Raw genomic sequence first — 17,939 nt, 5'->3', positions numbered from 1 at the left:
GCCTTGGGCAAGCCCTCTCACAAGATACGAGAAGCACCATGTACCAACTCAATCTGGATATCGCTCACTTCCTCGAGCACTACTGGCAGAAGCGCCCGCTCCTCATCAAGGGCGGTTTCACCGACTTTCAGGATCCCATCAGCCCGGACGAGCTGGCGGGTCTGGCCATGGAGGAGGTGATCGAATCGCGCCTGGTCACCCGCTTCAACAACCAGTGGGAGGCGGCCCACGGCCCCTTCGAATCCTACGATCACCTGGGGGAAGAGAACTGGACCGTGCTGGTGCAGGCGTGCAACCACTGGGTACCCGAGGTGCACGAGCTGGCGGTGCCCTTCCAGTTCATCCCGGGCTGGCGCTTTGACGATGTTATGGTGAGCTTCTCCACCCCTCACGGCGGTGTCGGCCCCCACATCGACAACTACGACGTCTTCATCACCCAGGGGCAGGGCAAGCGCCACTGGCGGGTTGGCGATGCCAAGCCACTCAACGAGTTTGCCGCCCACGCCGCCCTGCTGCACTGCGAGCCGTTCGAGGCGATCATCGACGTCATCATGGAGCCGGGCGATATCCTCTACATCCCGCCTGGATTCCCCCACGAGGGCTACGCCATCGAGCCCTCCCTGAACTTCTCGGTGGGTTTCCGCGCACCGGACGCCAAGGCCCTTGTCTCCTCCTTTGCCGATCACCTGATCGACAACGAGATCCGCACCGAACGTTACGGCGACCCGGACCTCCAGCCCCGCGCCCGCCACGGGGAGATCCAGCCCCATGAGCTGCACCGCCTGCGGGAGCTGATGCAACAGGCCCTCGACGACGAGACCCTGTTCAAGGAGTGGTTCGGCACCATGATCTCCGAGGCCAAGCACGATCTGGACGTCAATCCGGTGGAGCCGGACTACAGCGCCGACGAGGTGGCCGACCTGCTGAGTCAGGGGGAGCCCGCCATCAAGGTGCCGGGGTTGCGCAGCGTCTGGTTCAGCGGCGAGAGCCGCACCTGCTACATCGACGGCGAAGCCTGGACCCTGCCAAGCGAGGATCCGGCCGCCATCGTGCTCCTGTGCGACAAGGACATCATCACCCAGGACGCGCTGGTGGAACTGGCCGATCAGGCGGGCTTCCTGCAACTGCTGACCCGGCTGGTCAACCGCGGCTACTGGTTCTTCGGCTGATCCAGAGGGCTGCCGCCCCTCCCGACGTGCCGGGAGGGGCGGCGTTTTTTTCCGCTGTAGGCCAACCGGCTCCTGCCTTGCGCTGCTTCGCCCTGACGCCACGGGAGGGAGTGACTACACTGGATGACGGCCAACGGCATCGGGCCGGATCGCCCCCGCAATGGGGCCCTGTTGTTTGTCATTTAACAACATGGGATCGGGCAGGATGCGAGGCCAGAAATGGGAACCAAATGGCCTCAGTTGCGGAAAATCAATTATTTTAGCCCCTAAAATGAGCTGTGAGCGAAAACGTTATCTTTCAAATTGAGGCCGTTTTCGCTCAAAACGTTGTTTCTGGATCATAAAAAGTATCCAAAAACTGGTGTATATTGCACGGCGGAAATTCCTTAACCATGAAGACTGACATGAAAAAGACCAAAATCGTCTGCACCATCGGTCCCAAGACCGAATCCAAAGAAATGCTGGGCAAGATGCTGGATGCCGGCATGAACGTCATGCGCCTGAACTTCTCCCACGGCGACTACGCCGAACACGGTGGTCGCATCAGCAACCTGCGCGCTGTCATGGCCGAAACCGGCAAGCACGCAGCCATCCTGCTGGACACCAAGGGTCCGGAAATCCGCACCATCAAGCTCGAAGGCGGCAACGACGTCTCCCTGGTCGCCGGCCAGACCTTCACCTTCACCACCGACCAGACCGTGGTGGGCAACAAAGACAAAGTCGCCGTCACCTATGCCGGCTTTGCCAGCGACCTGCGCGTCGGCAACCGCATCCTGGTTGACGACGGCCTGATTGGCCTGGACGTCATCGAAATCACCGAGCGCGAAGTGATCTGTAAAGTGCTCAACAACGGTGACCTGGGCGAGAACAAGGGCATCAACCTGCCGGGCGTCTCCATCAAGCTGCCGGCCCTGGCCGAGAAAGACAAGCGCGACCTCATCTTCGGTTGCGAGCAAGGCGTTGATTTCGTTGCTGCCTCCTTCATTCGCAAGAAAGAAGACGTGCTGGAAATCCGTGAGCACCTGAAAGCCCACGGCGGCGAGAACATCCAGATCATCTCCAAGATCGAAAACCAGGAAGGCCTGGACAACTTCGACGAGATCCTGGCTGTCTCCGACGGCATCATGGTTGCCCGTGGCGACATGGGTGTCGAGATCCCGGTAGAAGAAGTAATCTTCGCCCAGAAGATGATCATCGAGAAGTGCAACAAGGCCCGCAAAGTGGTCATCACCGCCACCCAGATGCTGGACTCCATGATCAAGAACCCGCGTCCGACCCGCGCCGAAGCTGGCGACGTGGCCAACGCCATCCTGGACGGTACCGACGCAGTCATGCTGTCCGGTGAGTCCGCCAAGGGCAAGTACCCGCTGGAAGCCGTGACCATCATGGCCACCATCTGCGAGCGTACCGATGCCGTGATGCCGTCCAACCTGTCCGCTGCCAACGACAGCAACAAGCTGCGCATCACCGAAGCAGTCTGCAAAGGCGCGGTAGAGACCTCCGAGAAGCTGGACGCCCCGCTGATCGTGGTTGCCACCGAAGGCGGCAAGTCTGCCAAGGCCATTCGCAAATACTTCCCGAAAGCCTGGATCCTGGCCATCACCACCAACAAGAAGACCGCTGCCCAGCTGGTGCTGACCAAGGGTGTGGTTGCTCACGTGGTTGACTCCATCGCCTCCACCGACGACTTCTATCGCATCGGCAAAGAAGCCGCGCTGGAAATCGGCATGGGCGTGAAGGGTGACGTGGTTGTCATGGTCTCCGGTGCCCTGGTACCGAGCGGTACCACCAACACCGCCTCCGTTCACGTACTGTAATCAGTCCTGAACCGATGAAAGCGGCGCCTGCGGGCGCCGTTTTTTTTTATCTCTCCCCCTGCTGCCCCTCTTGCGCCGGTGCTAGAATCCACGCGGATTTTACCCTGGTGGAAAATCCCCCGAACATCGCATAATCACCCGGACGCTTTATGCTCTCAACACGCTTCAAAAGAGCCTCGGCCACCCTGCTGCCGCTGCTCTGTTTACTCATCACCTTCTGGACCCCGAGCACCCTGGCGCAGGATCTGCCCCAGCGCGCCACCGTGCAGCGGGCGCTCGACGCCCTCGGCAAGTCGGACACCCCTACGGCCAGCCAGCAGGCGGACCAGAAGTTCCTGACTGACACCCTCTCCCTCCTCGACAGCATCGACAAGGAGAAGAGCAAGGCCAAAACCCAGAGCGAACGCCTGCGCACCCTGCCGGCAGAGCTCAAGGAGATCGGCGCCAAGCTCGACGCCCTGACCCAGGGCAAGAGCCCGGAGCAGCTCAAGAGCGAATACGCCACCATGAGCCTGGCGGAGCTCGATGCCCGCCAACCCGAGATCATGGCCAACATGCAGGCGGCCCAGGAGGCCCTTGGCACCATCGGCAGCCAGATCACCAACCTGCAGACCCTGCCGGAGCGGGCCCAGGCCAGCATGAGCCGCGCCTATCAGCGCAGCCAGGAGATCCGCACCCGCCTCAACGCCGGGGACGGGGTGAGCAGCGCCGAGAAAATGAAGCTTAATGCCGAACTGGCCCTGCTGGATCTGCAACTGGCCAACCTGCAAAAGGAGCTGGACAACCGCACCAGCATGCAGGACCTGGTGGTCAAGCAACGGGACTACCAGAGTGCCCGTCTCGCCAGTGAAGAGCAGAAACTGCAGGCATTGCAGGAACAGAGCAGCGCCAAGCGCCTGGGGGATACCGAAAAGACCGCCGAAGAGACCGGCGAACTGGTGGCCGCCGAAGACAACCCCCTGGTGCAAAAAGAGCAGGAGCTCAACTACCAGCTCAGCCAGCAGCTCATCAGCTCCACCAACAGCCTCAACACCCTGGCCCAGAAGAACCTGCAGGCGAAAAGCATGCTGGAGCGCGGCACCCAGACCGAGCGCAACCTCAACGAACAGGTGCAGATGCTCAAGGGCAACCTGCTGCTCTCGCGCATCCTCTATCAGCTCTACCAGCAACTGGAAGCGGCCCCCTCCACCCTGGTGAAGAACCTGGAGGAGCAGATCGCCGACCTGCACCTGGCCCAGTTCGAACTGAGCCAGCAGCGTGACCAGCTGTTCCAGAAGAACCAGTATCTGGACAACCTCATCGCCAGCAGCGGCGAGACGGTGAGCGACGAAGACAGGGCCAGCCTTGCCAAGCTCATCGACACCCGCATCGGCCTGCTGGATCAGCTCAACCGCCAGATGGATGCCCAGCTCACCAACGCCATCAGCCTGCAACTGACCCAGCAGCAGCTGACCCGGGTCTATGCCTCCATCGAGTTCACCCTGCAGCAGCACATCTTCTGGGTGAGCAGCAACAAGCCCATCGATGCCAAGTGGTTCATCACCTGGCCGGCCCAGGCCTTCAAGCAGGCCTCCGACTGGGTGCTGAAACCGGACTGGAACGGCTGGGGCGACATGCTGCTGGCGGTCTCCCTGCTCTCCCTGCCGCTGCTGCTGGTGGGCGGCCTGCTGCTGTGGAAGCGCGGCACCCTGCTCGAGCGCCAGAAGAAGATCGTCAAGGATCTGGGACGTTTTCGTCAGGACAGCCAGTGGCACACCCCCCGTGCCCTGCTGTTCACCGTGCTGCAACGCCTGCCGGGCACCCTCTTCATCCTGGCCGCCGGCCTGCTGCTCGCCTATTGCGGTCTGCTGAGCCCGAGACTCATCTTCCAGATCACCCTGAACCTGGCCCTCGGCTACCTGGTGTTCAGCGTCTACCTGTCTGTGATGCGACCAGGGGGCATCGGCGAGACCCACTTCCGCATGCCGCGGGACGAACTGCAGGCCAAGCGCAACAGCATGCGCTACCTCTGGCTGCCCCTGCTGCCCCTCATCATGCTGTCGACCAAGGCGGTGGTGGAGCCCTCCTCCCTTGGCAACGACGTCATCGGCCAGGGCATGACCATGCTGCTGCTGGGGCTGACCGCCTACCTGGTGCTGCCCATCTCCCGCGCCCGCATCAAGGGCGAGGCGAGCATGTTGCAGACCCTGACCGCCGTCGCCCTGGCGCTGGCGCCGGTGGCCCTGATGGTGCTGGCAGCCCTTGGCTACTACTACACGGCCCTGAAACTCACCGGCAGGCTCATCGAGTCCTTCTACCTCATCATCATCTGGGGTCTGGTCTATCGCACCGCCCTGCGCGGTCTTGAGCTGGCGGCCCGTCGTCTGGCCTATCGCCGCGCGGTCGCCAAGCGGGAACACAAGACCCAGGAGGATGCGGAAGGGGGCGAAGCCATCGAAGAGCAGCCCATGGATCTGGAAGAGGTCAGCCAGCAGTCCCTGCGTCTGACCCGCATCATGCTGCTACTGGTGTTCGGCGTCGCCTTCTACTGGCTCTGGTCTGATCTGGTGGCGGTCTTCACCTACCTCGACAGCGTGGTGCTGTGGCACAAGAGCGAGGGGACCGGGGCCAACGCCGTGCTCTATCCCATCAGCCTGAGCGACGTGCTGACCGGCCTCTTCGTGTTTGGTGCGGCTCTGTCGCTGGCCCGCAACCTGCCGGGCCTGCTGGAGGTGCTGGTGCTCTCCAAGCTGCGCCTCGCCCAGGGCACGGCCTACGCCTTCACCACCATGCTCAACTACGCCCTGATCGGGGTGGGCAGCCTGACGGCGCTGGCCATGCTCGGGGTCCAGTGGGAGAAGCTGCAGTGGCTGGCCGCCGGTCTCTCGGTCGGTATCGGTTTCGGCATGCAGCAGATCGTCTCCAACTTCATCTCCGGCATCATCATCCTGTTCGAGCGCCCGGTGCGGATCGGCGACACCGTCACCATCGGCACCATCTCGGGCACGGTCAACAAGATCAGGATCCGCTCCACCACCCTCACCGACTTCGACCGCAAGGAGGTGATCATCCCGAACCAGCAGCTGATGATAGAGCGCCTCATCAACTGGTCCCTGTCCGACACCGTCACCCGGGTCATCGCCCGGGTCGGGGTGGCCTATGGCTCGGATCTGGATCTGACCCGCAAGCTGTTGATGCAGGCCGCCATGGAGAACAGCCGGGTGCTGAAAGACCCGGCCCCCATCGTCTACTTCCTCACCTTCGGGCCCAGCACCCTGGATCACGAGCTGCGCTTCTTCGTGAGCGAGCTGGGGGATCGCAACCCGGCCATCGACGAGCTGAACCGCCGCATCGACGTGCTGTTCCGCGAGCATGGCATCGAGATCGCGTTCAACCAGATGGACGTCTACATCAAGAACATGCAGGGAGACGAACAGAAGGTGGAATCCCGCCCGGCGCTGCCGCCGGCAGGGAACCAGCCCGTCTGATCCCGCCCACTTCACAGGCCCCGTCACGGGGCCTGTTTTTTTTCTGCCCGCCCCCCGCCTTGGAAAGCGCAGATCGCCCCCAATATAGGGAAGACAACGGACTGTCTGCACGAGGAACCCTATGGACTCGCTCTACGCCGTGGTGCTCTTTGCCATCTCGGCATCAGTCACCCCCGGCCCCAACAACATCATGGTGATGAGCGCCGGCGCCAGCGTCGGGATACGCAAGAGCCTGCCCCTGCTCATGGGGATCTGCGTCGGCTTCACCCTGATGCTGTTGCTGGTGGGGCTGGGCTTTGGCCAGCTCTTTACCCGCTTCCCCGAACTCCACATGTTCATCAAATGCGCGGGCACCCTCTATCTGCTCTACCTTGCCTGGCTCATCGCCCGCCCGACGGACGGGATGGCTGACAGCAACGGGACCCGCCCGTTCGGCTTTTTCAAGGGTGCCCTGTTCCAGTGGGTCAATGCCAAGGCCTGGGTGGTTGCCACCGGCGCCATCGCCGCCTTCACCAGCGCGGGGAGCGACCCCTTTGAGCAGCACCTCGTCATCGCCCTGACCTTCTTCATCGTCTCTTTCCCCTGCGTCGGACTCTGGCTCCTGTGCGGTTCCCTGCTCAAGCGCTGGCTGGCAAACGATCTTGCCCGTCGCCGCTTCAACCAGGTGATGGCGGCCCTGCTGGTACTGTCAGTGGTGCCCGTCATTCGCGAGATCCTGATCCCCGCCTGAGACGCCGGGACTCCCCTTTCCCTTGACCCGACGGATGGCCGTCGCAAAGGAGATGCAATGCAACAAGTGGTCTATGTGGCCAACCCGGTGAGCGGGTTGATCCATGTGTTTCGCCTCGAAGCAGGCACCCTCGCCCCGCTGCAGGAAGTGCAGACCGGCGGCGAGGTGCAGCCCCTGGTCATCAGCCCGGACCGGCGCTGGCTCCATGCGGGGGTGCGTCCCGATTTTCGGGTGCTGAGCTTTCCCATCGCCGCCGATGGGCGGCTCGGGGCCCCGACCTCGGCGCCCCTCGAGGGCAGCGCCTCCCATACCTGCATGGACGGCAGCGGCCGCCTCTTCTTTGCCGCCTCCTACGCCTTCAACCACGTCACCGTCTCCCGCCAGGATCAGGCGGGCCGGATGCAGCCCCCTCACCAGCGTCTCGACCACCTGATGGCGGCCCACTCGGTCACCTGGCTCCCAGGGCAAAACGGGGAGCAGGAGCTGCTGGTGGCCTGCCTGAAAGAGGACAGGGTGCGCCGCTTTGCCCTGGTGGACGAGAGGCTGGTTCCCCATCCGTTGGGGGACATTCACACCGCCCCCGGCGCCGGGCCCCGCCATCTGGCACTGCACCCGGACAACGGCGATCTCTATTGCCTCAACGAACTCGACGCCACCCTCAATCGCTACCACAGGGAGGCGGACGGACAGATAGTGGCGCGCGAGAGCCTGGACATGCTGCCCCCAGGCTATGAGGGGGAGCGCTGGGGCGCCGACCTGCACCTGACCCCGGATGGACGTTTTCTCTACACCAGCGAACGGGCCAGCAGCCTGCTCACCCTGTTCGGCGTCTCCCCCCAAGATGGCGCCCTCACCCCCCTCGGCCACTTCCCGACCGAGGCCTGTCCCCGGGGCTTTGCCATCGACCACAGCGGCCACTGGCTCATCGCGACCGGGCAGCAATCCCATGAGGTGGCACTGCATGCCATCGACCCCGAAAGCGGCCAGCTCACCCCGGGCCCACGGAGCGAGGTGGGCAAGGGGGCCATGTGGGTGAGGGTGCTCGCCCTCCCCTGAGATGGCGAAAAACGGGCATAAAAAAAGCCATGGCACTGCCATGGCCTGCGTGAGCCGGCCCCCTCAGGAGCCGGTCACCTCCTTCAGGAAACCGGTGAAACGCTGCCAGGACTTGGCATCGGCATCGGCGCGGTAGTTGTCCGAGCCAAAAACGCTGAACGCGTGGGGGGCGCCGCTGTAGCTGGTCGCCTCGTGCTTCACCCCGGCGCTCTCCAGCTCGGCCACCAGCGCCGCAAACTGACCCAGAGAGACCGCCTCGTCGGCGCTGCCGTGCTGGACAAGCAACTCTCCCTTCACCTCTTTGTAGTCCTGCCCGGCCGGGGTCTCCAGCCCGCCGTGTACGCTCACCACCCCTTTGAGATCCGCCCCGCTGCGGGCCAGCTCCAGCACGGCGGCGCCGCCGAAGCAGTAACCGAGGGCCACCGCATTGTCGAGCCGCCCCCCCTGCCTGCCCGCCTCCGCCAATCCCCCTTGCAGCAGGGTGCGCATCCTGGTCCTGTCCTGATAGAGGGCTCCGGTGAGGCGCTTCTTGTCTTCCACCGTGCTCGGCCTGACCCCGGCACCGAACAAATCTACGGCAAAGACACTGTAGCCCAGGGCCACCAGCATCTCGGCCCGCTTGATCTCGTAACCGTTGAGCCCGTCCCAGTCGTGCACCAGCACCACCAGAGGGGCATCCTTGTCGGCAGCCGCCAGGTAATAGCCCTCGAACGGCTTGCCTTCGACCTCGTAGCGCACCGCACCGGCCTCGGCCGCGCCGCTCCCCATCAGCCCCAGCAGGGCCAGGATCCATGCCCTCTTCATCCTTTCGTCCTCTCCCGTCAATGGTGCCCCTGAGTGTAGCCGCTTCACATGGGGAGCCCGGGTTCAGTGGTACGCAGGCCAAAAGAGAGAGGCCACCCGAAGGTGGCCTCTTTTTCATCATCTCAACGTACAGCAAGCCAGGCGCTTAATCCTTGGCGCTCTCCATGGCACCCGTTTCGGAGTGCTGGGGCAGGATGAGGTTGAGCAGGATCGCCGCCACCGAAGCCAGCCCCACACCCGCCAGGGCGAAGTCGCCAATCTTCATCTCCAGGGCGCCGACACCCACGGTCAGGGTCACCGCCACGATGGCGATGTTGCGGGACAGCCCCAAATCCACCTTGGACTCCACCAGGGTCTTGAGACCGATGGCGGCGATGGATCCGAACAGCAGCAGCATGATGCCGCCCATCACCGGCATGGGGATGGAGGTGAGCAGGGCGTTGAACTTGCCGAAGAAGGCCAGAATGATGGCGAACACCGCCGCCCAGGTCATGGTGACCGGGTTGAAGTTGCGGGTGATCATCACGGCGCCGGTCACTTCCGCATAGGTGGTGACGGGGGGACCACCGATGAAACCGGCGAAGCAGACGCCGATGCCGTCACCGGCCAGGGTGCGGTGCAGGCCCGGATCCTTGGTGTAGTCCTTGCCGGTCACGCCGCCGATGGCCAGCACGCCGCCGATGTGCTCGATGCAGGGGGCGATGGCCACCGGCAGCATGAAGAGGGCCGCGGCCCAGTTGATCTCCGGGGTCTCGAAGTGGGGCAGCGCCAGCCAGGGGGCGTTGACCATCCCATCGAAACTCACCTGGCCCATCAGCACGGCAGAGACATAACCGGCGATGACACCGCACAGGATGGGGATGAGCTTGATCCAACCCTTGCAGAACACGGCGGCAATCAGGGTGACCGCCAGGGAGATGCCCGCCAGGGTCAGCGCCGTGGTGGCAGGCACCACCTGCTCACCGCCGGCACGGCCCATGGCCATGTTGCAGGCTACCTGAGCCACCGACAGGCCGATCACCATGATGACGGGACCGATGACCACGGGGGGCAGCAGCTTGTGCACGAAGCCCATGCCACGAGCGCGGATGATGGCCGCCAGGATGAAATACATGAAGCCTGCGGCAAACAGACCGAACATGGTGGAGGGCAGGCCCCAGGTCTGGGTGGCATAGATGATGGGGGCGATGAAGGCGAAGCTGGAGCCGAGGAAGATCGGCACCTGACGACGGGTGCAGAGCTGGAACAGCAGGGTGCCTACACCGGCGCCAAGCAGGGCCATGGAGGGGTTCAGACCGGTGAGCAGGGGCACCAGCACCATGGCACCGAAGGCGACAAACAGAATTTGCAGCCCGGCGACGCTTTGCTTGACCAAGGAAAACATGGGTATCCTTAATTTTTTGATAACTGACAGGGATATTTGACACTTTTCAGTCATCACAAGACGTTTTCAAGGCAGCCAACGGGCCAAACGGCGTCATTTGTTGCCTTTTACTGCTTGGGGAGGGCATGAAACTGGCTTTTTAGGCGGGATTCGCTGCTACAAGCATCGAGGAAGCGATTTTACGCACTTTTATGGCCAACGCCAATCGTTTTTCCGGCGAGTTGACATGACAAGGCTTTCAACTGGTCGACGCAGATGCCCCCCCAATCCCCTCTCTATACTCGAAGGCGTGACCCCACACCGACAAGGAGTTCCCCATGTCACTGCCCTCGTTCAAACCCAGCCAGCGCCGACTGCTGCTGGGTTCGGCCATCGCCCTGGCCCTGTTCGCCACCCCGCTGAGCTATGACTTCGACCACCACCAGTGGCAGGCAAACCAGGCCCATGCCAAGTCCTGCTTCATCGCCGGTACCCGCATCCTGATGGCCGATGGCAGCGAACGCCCCATCGAGACCCTGCGGGTCGGCGATCGGGTGCGGGACAGGCACGGGCAGAGCAACCGCATCCAGGCCATCGAGCGGGTGGCGCTGGGGGCGCGCAGGCTCTACGGGCTCAATCATCTGCCCCCCTTCTTTACCGCCGAGCACCCCTTCCTCACCACCCGGGGCTGGGCGGCCATCGCACCGGCCATGACCCGCACCGAAAACCCGGCCCTCGCCGTGCTGCCGCTCTTTACCGGCATGCACCTACTGGGTTGGTCAGAGGGGGGCTGCGCGGGCAACCTGGCGCTGGCGCCGCACCCTGTCGAACTGCCGGTGGCCTCCCTCTCCTGGGTTGATGCCCCGCCCGCCACGGCGCTGTTCAACCTGATCCTCGATGGCAGCCACAGCTATGTGGCCAATGGGCTGATCGTGCACAACAAAGGGGGGGATGGCGGCGGCAACAGCGGCGGCGGAGGCAGCAACAGCAGCGGCGGAGGCGGCAACAGCAGCGGTGGGGGCAATAGTAGCCACAGTGGAAACAATAGCGGAAATGGAGGCGATAGTAGCCATAATGGAAACAATGGCGGGGACGACAGCGGCCACGGCGGCGATGACCGTGGTCAGGGCGAACATGCCGGTGGCGACCAGCACGCTGGCGGCGATCGCCACGGCGGTGGCGACAAGCATGCAGGCGGGGAGCGTCATGCCGGTGGCCGGGTGGACGACAACGGCGTGGACGCCGTCGATGCCAATGGCAACAAGCTTCGAGGCGATGGCAGCGTGGATGACAACGGCGTGGACGCCGTCGATGCCAATGGCAACAAGCTTCGGGGCGATGGCAGCGTGGACGACAACGGCGTGGACACCGTCGACGCCAATGGCAACAAGCTTCGGGGCGATGGCAGCGTCGACGACAACGGCGTGGACGCCGTCGATGCCAGTGGCAACAAGCTTCGGGGCGATGGCAGCGTCGATGACCGCCTGGTGCCCCCGCCCGCTCAATAGGTGGCAGCGTCCTGCCCCGCACACACAGCAGGGCAGAAAACAGAGAGGGTGGCCTGGGCCACTCTCTCTGTTTCTATGGCATCGTCATGCCCGCGACACGTGCGGGCAGGTCGCACCTCAGACCCGGCGATAGGGCAGGTAGACCGGCTCCCACATATGGCTCAGGATGTGCTCTTGCAGATCCTGACCGATGAGCGGATGGGAGGGATCCCGGCGCACGATGTCCTTGAGCACCGCGGTCGCCACGTGCACCGAGATGTTGCGCAGCTCGCTGATCCTCGGGTAGACGGTGCCCCGGGCGAGATCCGCCTCGCTCACGCACTCCGCGAGCGCAAAGGCGGCGGTAGTGAAGATGTCCGGGCTTATCTCGCGGATCTGGCTGACGATGGCCGCCAGCCCCACGCCGGGGAAGATGAAGACGTTGTTGCCCTGACCGATGCGATAATCCTGCCCCTCATGGTGCACGTCCTTGAACGGGCTACCGGTGGCGACGATGGCGCGTCCCTGGCTCCAGCGGAAGATGTCTTCCGGCAGGGCCTCGCAGTTGGCGGTGGGGTTGGAGAGGGGGAACACCATGGGGCGCTCGCAGTGGGTCAGCATCAGCTGGATGTGCTCCTCCTGGAAGGCGCCACCGGCGCCGCTGGTGCCGAGCAGCACTGTGATGGGCACGTGGCGCAGCACCTCGGTCAGCCCCGCCTTGCCCTGCAGATCCCACTGGGCCAGCAAGAGGCCCGGCTTGGCGTAGCGGCGCTTGTACTCATCCAGCCCCTCGCGGTTGTCACACACCAGCCCCTGGGTATCCAGGATATAGATGCGATCCCGCGCCGCCTGCGGGTCAAGCCCCTCGCGGATCATCCCCGCGCAGATCTGATCCGCCACCCCGACCCCGCCAGCCCCGGCCCCGTAGACCAGGTAGTGCTGCTGGCCCAGGGTTTCCCCCTTGGATTTGACGGCCCCAATGATACCCGCCAGCACCACGGCCCCGGTGCCCTGGATGTCGTCATTGAACGACGGCAGCGCCTGCTGGTAGCGGGCCAGGTTGTTGAAGGCGTTGGACTTGCTGAAGTCCTCCCACTGCAACACGGCGTTGGGGAAGTGGCGCTTGACCCCGGTCACGAACTTGTCGATGAAGTCGTCGTACTCCTTGCCGCGAATGCGCCTGTGGGGCTGGCCCAGGTACATGGGGTCATCCAGCAGCGCCTGGTTGTCGGTGCCCACGTCCAGCGCGATGGGCAGGCAGCAGGCGGGGTGGATGCCCGCCCCCAGGGTATAGAGGGCGAGCTTGCCGATGGGAATGCCCATGCCCCCCACCCCCTGATCGCCGATGCCGAGGATCCCCTGGCTGTCGGTCACGACGATGATGCGCACCGCCTTGGCATCCATGTGGCGGGCGAGGGAGCCCATGTCATCGACGTTCTTCGGGGTGATGTAGAGGCCGCGCGGCTTCTGGAAGCGGTGGCTGAACTCCTGGCACGCCTTGCCCACGGTCGGGGTGTAGATGTAGGGAGTCATCTCCTCCACGTGGCGGGACAGGAGGGCGTAGAACAGGGTTTCGTTGCGATCCTGCAGGGCTCGCAGGTTCTGGTACTTCTCGATGTCGCTACAGGCGCTCAGGAAGGCCTCATAGACCCGCTCCAGCTGGGCTTCGAAGGTCTGCACCTGGGGCGGCAAGAGGCCGCCCAGCTCAAAATCGGCCCGTTCCTGTTCGGTGAAGGCGGTACCCTTGTTGAGGTTGCGATCGTTGAGCAGATTGGTGCCCGTCAGTGCAACGGGGCGAAAATCGTGACCCTGTGCATCTTTCCACAGCAGATATTGTCCGGTAGCCATAGTCATTCTCTTTGATTTACATGAAGTTGCCATCAGGCAGGAGAGCAAGACTCAGAATGCTGGGGATCATATGACGTTTGCCGATCCGGTTTTGTGAGCTTGGACAAACCCTGCGGCCAAAGGCGCCTTTGCCGGGACAGCCGAAGGTTGCTCCCACGCCCGCCTTGGCGCAAGATCCCGACACGCCCCTGTGGGCATCCCTTTGCGAGTAACGGAGCACCATGACCCCTTCCTCTTCCCCCGCTTTTCTCGTCAGCGGCGTCATCCTCGCGGGCGGTCGCGCCACCCGCATGGGGGGCGATGACAAGGGCTGGGTGCCCCTCGCGGGCACTCCCCTGATCGAGCACGTGCTGACCCGCCTGCGCCCCCAGGTGGACGAGGTGCTGATCAACGCCAACCGCAGCCAGGCTCGCTACCGGCAGCTTGCTCCCGTCATCGGGGACGCGCAGGCCGACTTCCAGGGGCCGCTGGCCGGCATGCTGGCGGGGCTGACGGCGGCCCGTCACGACTGGGTGCTGTTCGTCCCATGTGACTGCCCCGCCCTGCCCCTTGATCTGATGACCCGCTTTCGCGCCGCCATCACCCCGGACACCGATCTGGTGGTGGCCCACGACGGAGAGCACCTCCAGCCCGTGGTCGCCCTGCTGCGCCGCGCCCTGCGCCCCTCTCTGCAACAGGCGCTGGCGGACGGGGAGCGCAAGACCGGGGCCTGGTTTGCCCGCCACCGGATGGCGGTGGTGCCCTTTGCCGATCTGCCCGACGCCTTCGTCAACCTCAACAGCCCGGCCGAACTCGCCGCCTGGGAGGCGAGGCTGCGGGAAGGGGGCGCGCCATGAGCCCCCTGCCCCTGCTCGGCTTCGTCGCCTGGAGCGGCACCGGCAAGACCACCCTGCTGGAGCGCCTCATCCCGCGCCTGGTGGCGCGCGGTCTGCGCCTCGGGGTGCTCAAGCACACCCATCACGCCTTTGACATGGACCAGCCCGGCAAGGACAGCCACCGCCTGCGCCAGGCGGGCGCCACCCAGGTGATGGCGGCCTCCGACCGGCGCCACGCCCTGATCCGGGAGACCCCGGAGGGGGAGCCCCCCTTCGAGGCACTGCTGGCCCGCTTCGACTGGGACAGGCTCGATCTGCTGCTGGTCGAGGGGTTCAAGCACAGGCGCTTTCCCAAGGTGGAGCTGTATCGCGCCGCCATCGGCCGGCCCCTGCTCTTCCCCGATGATCCTGACATCGTCGCCCTCGTGAGCGACGCTCCCCAGGCCACGACCCTGCCCCGGTTCCCCTTCGAGGATCTGGAGGCCATCGCCGACTTCATCTGCGCCTGGTTGCCCCCGCACGCCCCCCGTCAGGCCCCGCCGCCCCTTCGCCTCTACGCCCGGCTGCTGGCGGCCTTGCCCCCATCGGCAGAGCAGGGCTTTGTGCCCGGCTTGCTCAGTCAGGACGAGGCGGGCACCCTGCTGGTGCGCCCGGTGGATGGGGGCCACGACAGTGCCAACTGCCGCATCGAACGGACGCCGGGTAGCGCGGCCCTTCCCCCCGGCGAGCGGGTCATGGTGCGCCTGCCGACAGGTGCGCCCGCATGAACCGGAGAAACGACGCAGGTCAAGGCGAATGCCGTCCCCCTTGCTATCCTCACCACCCTGACCCGAGATAAGAGAACGCCCTTGCGCCTCAATGCCCCGCTCTCCCGCTTCGATCTGCTCATCTATGGCCGCTACCGCCTGGTCCACGGCCTGCGCATCGCCCTGGCCTTCACCCTCACCTTCCTGCTGACCCGGGAGCTCAAGCTGCCGGAGAGCACCTGGCCCCTCATCACCCTGGTGGTGGTGATGGGCCCCATCTCGTTCTGGGGCAACGTGCTGTCGCGCGCCCTGCAACGGGTGGTGGGCACCGTCTTTGGCGCCGCCTGCGGGGTGGTGGCCCTCTATCTGGAGCTCTACTCCCTGCCCCTGATGCTGGCCTGGTGCTGCACCATCATGTTCCTGTGCGGCTACCTGGCGCTCGGCAAGCGCCCCTATGTGGGGCTGCTCATCGGCATCACCCTGGGGGTCATCGTCGGCGGGGTGCCCGGGGACATCGAGACCGCGCTCTGGCGCAGCGGCGACGTCATCCTGGGATCGGTGCTGGCCCTGCTGTTTTGCAGCATCTACCCCCAGCGGGCCTATACCCACTGGCGTCTGCAGATGCACGACACCCTGCAGCAGGCCGGGCGGCTCTACCACACCCACCTCTCCCCCAACGTGCTGGAGCGCCCCAAGCTCACCCGAAGCCATGCCCGCCTGCTCGCCAAAATAGTCAGCCTGCGCCCCCTGCTGGCCCCGGCGGTCAAGGAGACCCGCCTTGGCAGCCCGCTGTTCGAGGCGACCCAGACCACCCTTCGCAACAGCGTCTGCACACTGGAGATGCTGGCCAACACCTATTGGCGGGATCGCCAGAGCCACTTCCTGATGCAGAGCCACCCGGGGCTTCGCGCCTGCCAGCAGGCGACAGAGTCAGTGCTCACCGAACTCGCCCTCATGCTCAAGAGCGGTGATACCACGGCGGCCGACCAGGCCATCGGCCGCCTGCAAGAGGCCGCCGCCCGGCTCGATGGAGACGCAAGCCAGGCGCCAGGCCAGGGACACGACCCCACCCTTGGCGGCTACCTCTGGCTCAATCTCCATCTCATCGAGCAGCTCGCCCACCTCCATCGCCTGCTGGGGCTGGTGCTGCAACCCTATGCCAAGCCCTCGGCCCGCCCCTGATCACGCCTCCTGCAACCACCCACAAAAAAGCCCCGCCGATGCGGGGCTTGCTTGTCTCGGGCTCGCGCCTTAACTTGCACGAGCCAGGGGCTGCTCCGGAGCGAGGTAGAGGGAGAAGTCCTCTATCCCCGCCTTCAGGGCGGCAAAGCAGTCGGGGTCGATGGCCGTGCCCAGGTTTTCCGCCATCATCTCCAGGGCCCGCGGCACCGGGATGGCATCCCGATAGGGGCGCTTGGCGGTGATGGCATCGAAGATGTCGGCGGTGGTGATGATGCGCGTCTCCAGGGTGATCGCCTCCCCCTTGAGCCCCTTGGGGTAGCCCTTGCCGTCGAGCCGCTCATGGTGGGCGCCAGCCACCTGGGCCAGCTCCTCGAAGGCGCCGATGCGGCTCAGGATCTCCTCGGTGTAGGCGGCATGCATCTGCACCGCCGCCCACTCCTGCTCGTCAAGCTTGCCCGGCTTGTCGAGGATGGCGTTGCTCACCCCGAGCTTGCCCACGTCGTGGAGCAGGGCACCCCGCTTGAGCCAGCGTCGCCGCGCCTCGGACAGCCCCATCTGGGCGGCGAGGATGTCGGTATAGAGCGCCACCCTGCCGCTGTGCCCCGCGGTATAGGGGCTCTTGGAGTCCACCACCTGGCCGAAGGCCGCCGCTATCTCGTCCAGATAATCCTCATCCAGCGCCACTTCCCCCTGCCCCGCCGGGTGGGCGAAGACCCGCTCCGCCAATGCGGGATCCGCCAGTCCTTGCCAGAAGGCGTCGTCGGCCAGCGCCTCGAAGGCCTTGACCAGGGCGGGATCAAACCAGTTGCCGCTGCGCTCGCGCAGCTCCCTCATCGCCGCGTCCGGCCCGGCGGCGGCGTGAAACACGTCCACCACCTGACAGAGCAGGGCGATGCGGGAGAAGAGCGGGATGGCCTCTCCCGCCAGTTGTTGCGGCCGCCCTTTGCCGCTCCAGTGCTCATCCAGGGAGAGGATCCCCTGGGCCACCTCGTCGCTGAAACGCAACTGGCGGGCGATGTCCGCCCCCCGGTGGCAGCGGGTCAGGATCAGCTCGTTGGCTATCTGATCCCCGTTGCGAAAGATGTGGAACAGGCTGCGAAAACGGCCCAGCAGATCCGCCTGCAAGCCGGTGTGGCCCAGCACGAAGTTGACCACCTCGGAGAGGGAGCCATCCACCAGCTTGAAGTCGCGCTTGAAGTGAAGATCGTCGGTGAGATAGAGCTCGCAGATGCGGGCGGCATTGCTGCTGCACCCCAGATCCTTGAGCAACAGGGTGTAGTAGAGGTCGTGGCGCTGCCGGGCATCCAGTCCCAGTTGCTCCCCCAGACGAGAGCCTATCCAGCAGCAGCGGATGCAGTGGCCTCTCGGCTGCCCTTCCGTCATGTCCAGGGCATGGCTGAGAGAACCAATCAGCTCTGCCAAACGCAATCCATTTACCGTCATAGCCCACTCCCT

At 64.7% G+C, this 17,939-nt stretch carries 13 protein-coding genes; 9 read left to right on the top strand and 4 right to left on the bottom strand.

Annotated features, from left to right (window positions below; genetic code table 11):
- The first annotated feature begins 38 nt into the window (after window positions 1–38).
- The 5 genes from AB7E19_RS02470 to pgl all read left to right on the top strand — a co-directional run bounded on the left by AB7E19_RS02470 (window position 39) and on the right by pgl (window position 8,239).
- Complete coding sequence (locus AB7E19_RS02470) at window positions 39–1,169, top strand: JmjC domain-containing protein (protein ID WP_427934579.1); 1,131 nt, start codon at window positions 39–41, stop codon at window positions 1,167–1,169.
- A 404-nt stretch (window positions 1,170–1,573) separates the two neighbouring features.
- A complete protein-coding gene (gene pykF / locus AB7E19_RS02465) occupies window positions 1,574–2,986 on the top strand; it encodes a pyruvate kinase PykF (RefSeq protein ID WP_010673615.1) in 1,413 nt (470 codons plus the stop codon).
- A 149-nt stretch (window positions 2,987–3,135) separates the two neighbouring features.
- Window positions 3,136–6,453 (top strand): mechanosensitive channel MscK, encoded by a 3,318-nt coding sequence (gene mscK, locus AB7E19_RS02460; protein WP_427934578.1) that lies wholly within the window; start codon window positions 3,136–3,138, stop codon window positions 6,451–6,453.
- A 121-nt stretch (window positions 6,454–6,574) separates the two neighbouring features.
- Complete coding sequence (locus AB7E19_RS02455; protein WP_010673613.1) at window positions 6,575–7,183, top strand: LysE family translocator; 609 nt, start codon at window positions 6,575–6,577, stop codon at window positions 7,181–7,183.
- Between the two features lie 57 nt (window positions 7,184–7,240).
- A complete protein-coding gene (gene pgl / locus AB7E19_RS02450; RefSeq protein WP_049636806.1) occupies window positions 7,241–8,239 on the top strand; it encodes a 6-phosphogluconolactonase in 999 nt (332 codons plus the stop codon).
- 63 nt (window positions 8,240–8,302) lie between these two features.
- On the opposite strand, the gene AB7E19_RS02445 is transcribed toward pgl, so the two are convergent.
- Together AB7E19_RS02445 and AB7E19_RS02440 are read right to left on the bottom strand one after the other, a co-directional pair.
- Entirely contained in the window at window positions 8,303–9,043 is a 741-nt protein-coding gene (locus tag AB7E19_RS02445) for a dienelactone hydrolase family protein (protein WP_201901366.1), read from the bottom strand.
- Window positions 9,044–9,188: 145 nt separating this feature from the next.
- Window positions 9,189–10,427 (bottom strand): uracil-xanthine permease family protein, encoded by a 1,239-nt coding sequence (locus AB7E19_RS02440; protein ID WP_041213272.1) that lies wholly within the window; start codon window positions 10,425–10,427, stop codon window positions 9,189–9,191.
- Window positions 10,428–10,744: 317 nt separating this feature from the next.
- On the opposite strand from AB7E19_RS02440, the gene AB7E19_RS02435 reads away from it, so the two are divergent.
- Window positions 10,745–11,914 carry a Hint domain-containing homing endonuclease gene (locus AB7E19_RS02435; RefSeq protein WP_427934577.1) on the top strand — a complete coding sequence of 390 codons (1,170 nt, stop codon included), beginning with the start codon at window positions 10,745–10,747 and terminating at the stop codon, window positions 11,912–11,914.
- A gap of 117 nt (window positions 11,915–12,031) precedes the next feature.
- On the opposite strand, the gene AB7E19_RS02430 is transcribed toward AB7E19_RS02435, so the two are convergent.
- The gene (locus AB7E19_RS02430; protein ID WP_041213273.1) at window positions 12,032–13,741 is read right to left on the bottom strand and encodes an NAD-dependent malic enzyme; all 1,710 of its coding nucleotides are present in this window, start codon (window positions 13,739–13,741) and stop codon (window positions 12,032–12,034) included.
- A 221-nt stretch (window positions 13,742–13,962) separates the two neighbouring features.
- Between AB7E19_RS02430 and mobA the strand changes: the two genes are divergently transcribed.
- From mobA to AB7E19_RS02415, 3 genes are all read left to right on the top strand, one after another.
- Entirely contained in the window at window positions 13,963–14,577 is a 615-nt protein-coding gene (gene mobA, locus AB7E19_RS02425; protein ID WP_427934576.1) for a molybdenum cofactor guanylyltransferase MobA, read from the top strand.
- Window positions 14,574–15,323 carry a molybdopterin-guanine dinucleotide biosynthesis protein B gene (mobB, locus tag AB7E19_RS02420; RefSeq protein ID WP_427934575.1) on the top strand — a complete coding sequence of 250 codons (750 nt, stop codon included), beginning with the start codon at window positions 14,574–14,576 and terminating at the stop codon, window positions 15,321–15,323. The genes mobA and mobB overlap by 4 nt, the downstream gene beginning before the upstream one ends.
- Window positions 15,324–15,404: 81 nt before the next feature.
- Window positions 15,405–16,484: an FUSC family protein gene (locus AB7E19_RS02415; RefSeq protein ID WP_427934574.1), complete on the top strand. Its 1,080-nt coding sequence runs from the start codon at window positions 15,405–15,407 to the stop codon at window positions 16,482–16,484.
- Window positions 16,485–16,553: 69 nt separating this feature from the next.
- On the opposite strand, the gene AB7E19_RS02410 is transcribed toward AB7E19_RS02415, so the two are convergent.
- On the bottom strand, window positions 16,554–17,927 hold the full coding sequence (locus AB7E19_RS02410) for an HD-GYP domain-containing protein (protein WP_427934572.1): 1,374 nt from the start codon (window positions 17,925–17,927) through the stop codon (window positions 16,554–16,556).
- Window positions 17,928–17,939 lie beyond the last annotated feature (12 nt).

It is taken from the genome of Aeromonas sp., assembly GCF_050252055.1.
GTDB classification, from domain to species: Bacteria; Pseudomonadota; Gammaproteobacteria; order Enterobacterales; family Aeromonadaceae; genus Aeromonas; species Aeromonas caviae.
Note: the sequence above shows the minus strand (reverse complement) of the source record. Positions and strands in the feature narration are given on the sequence as shown.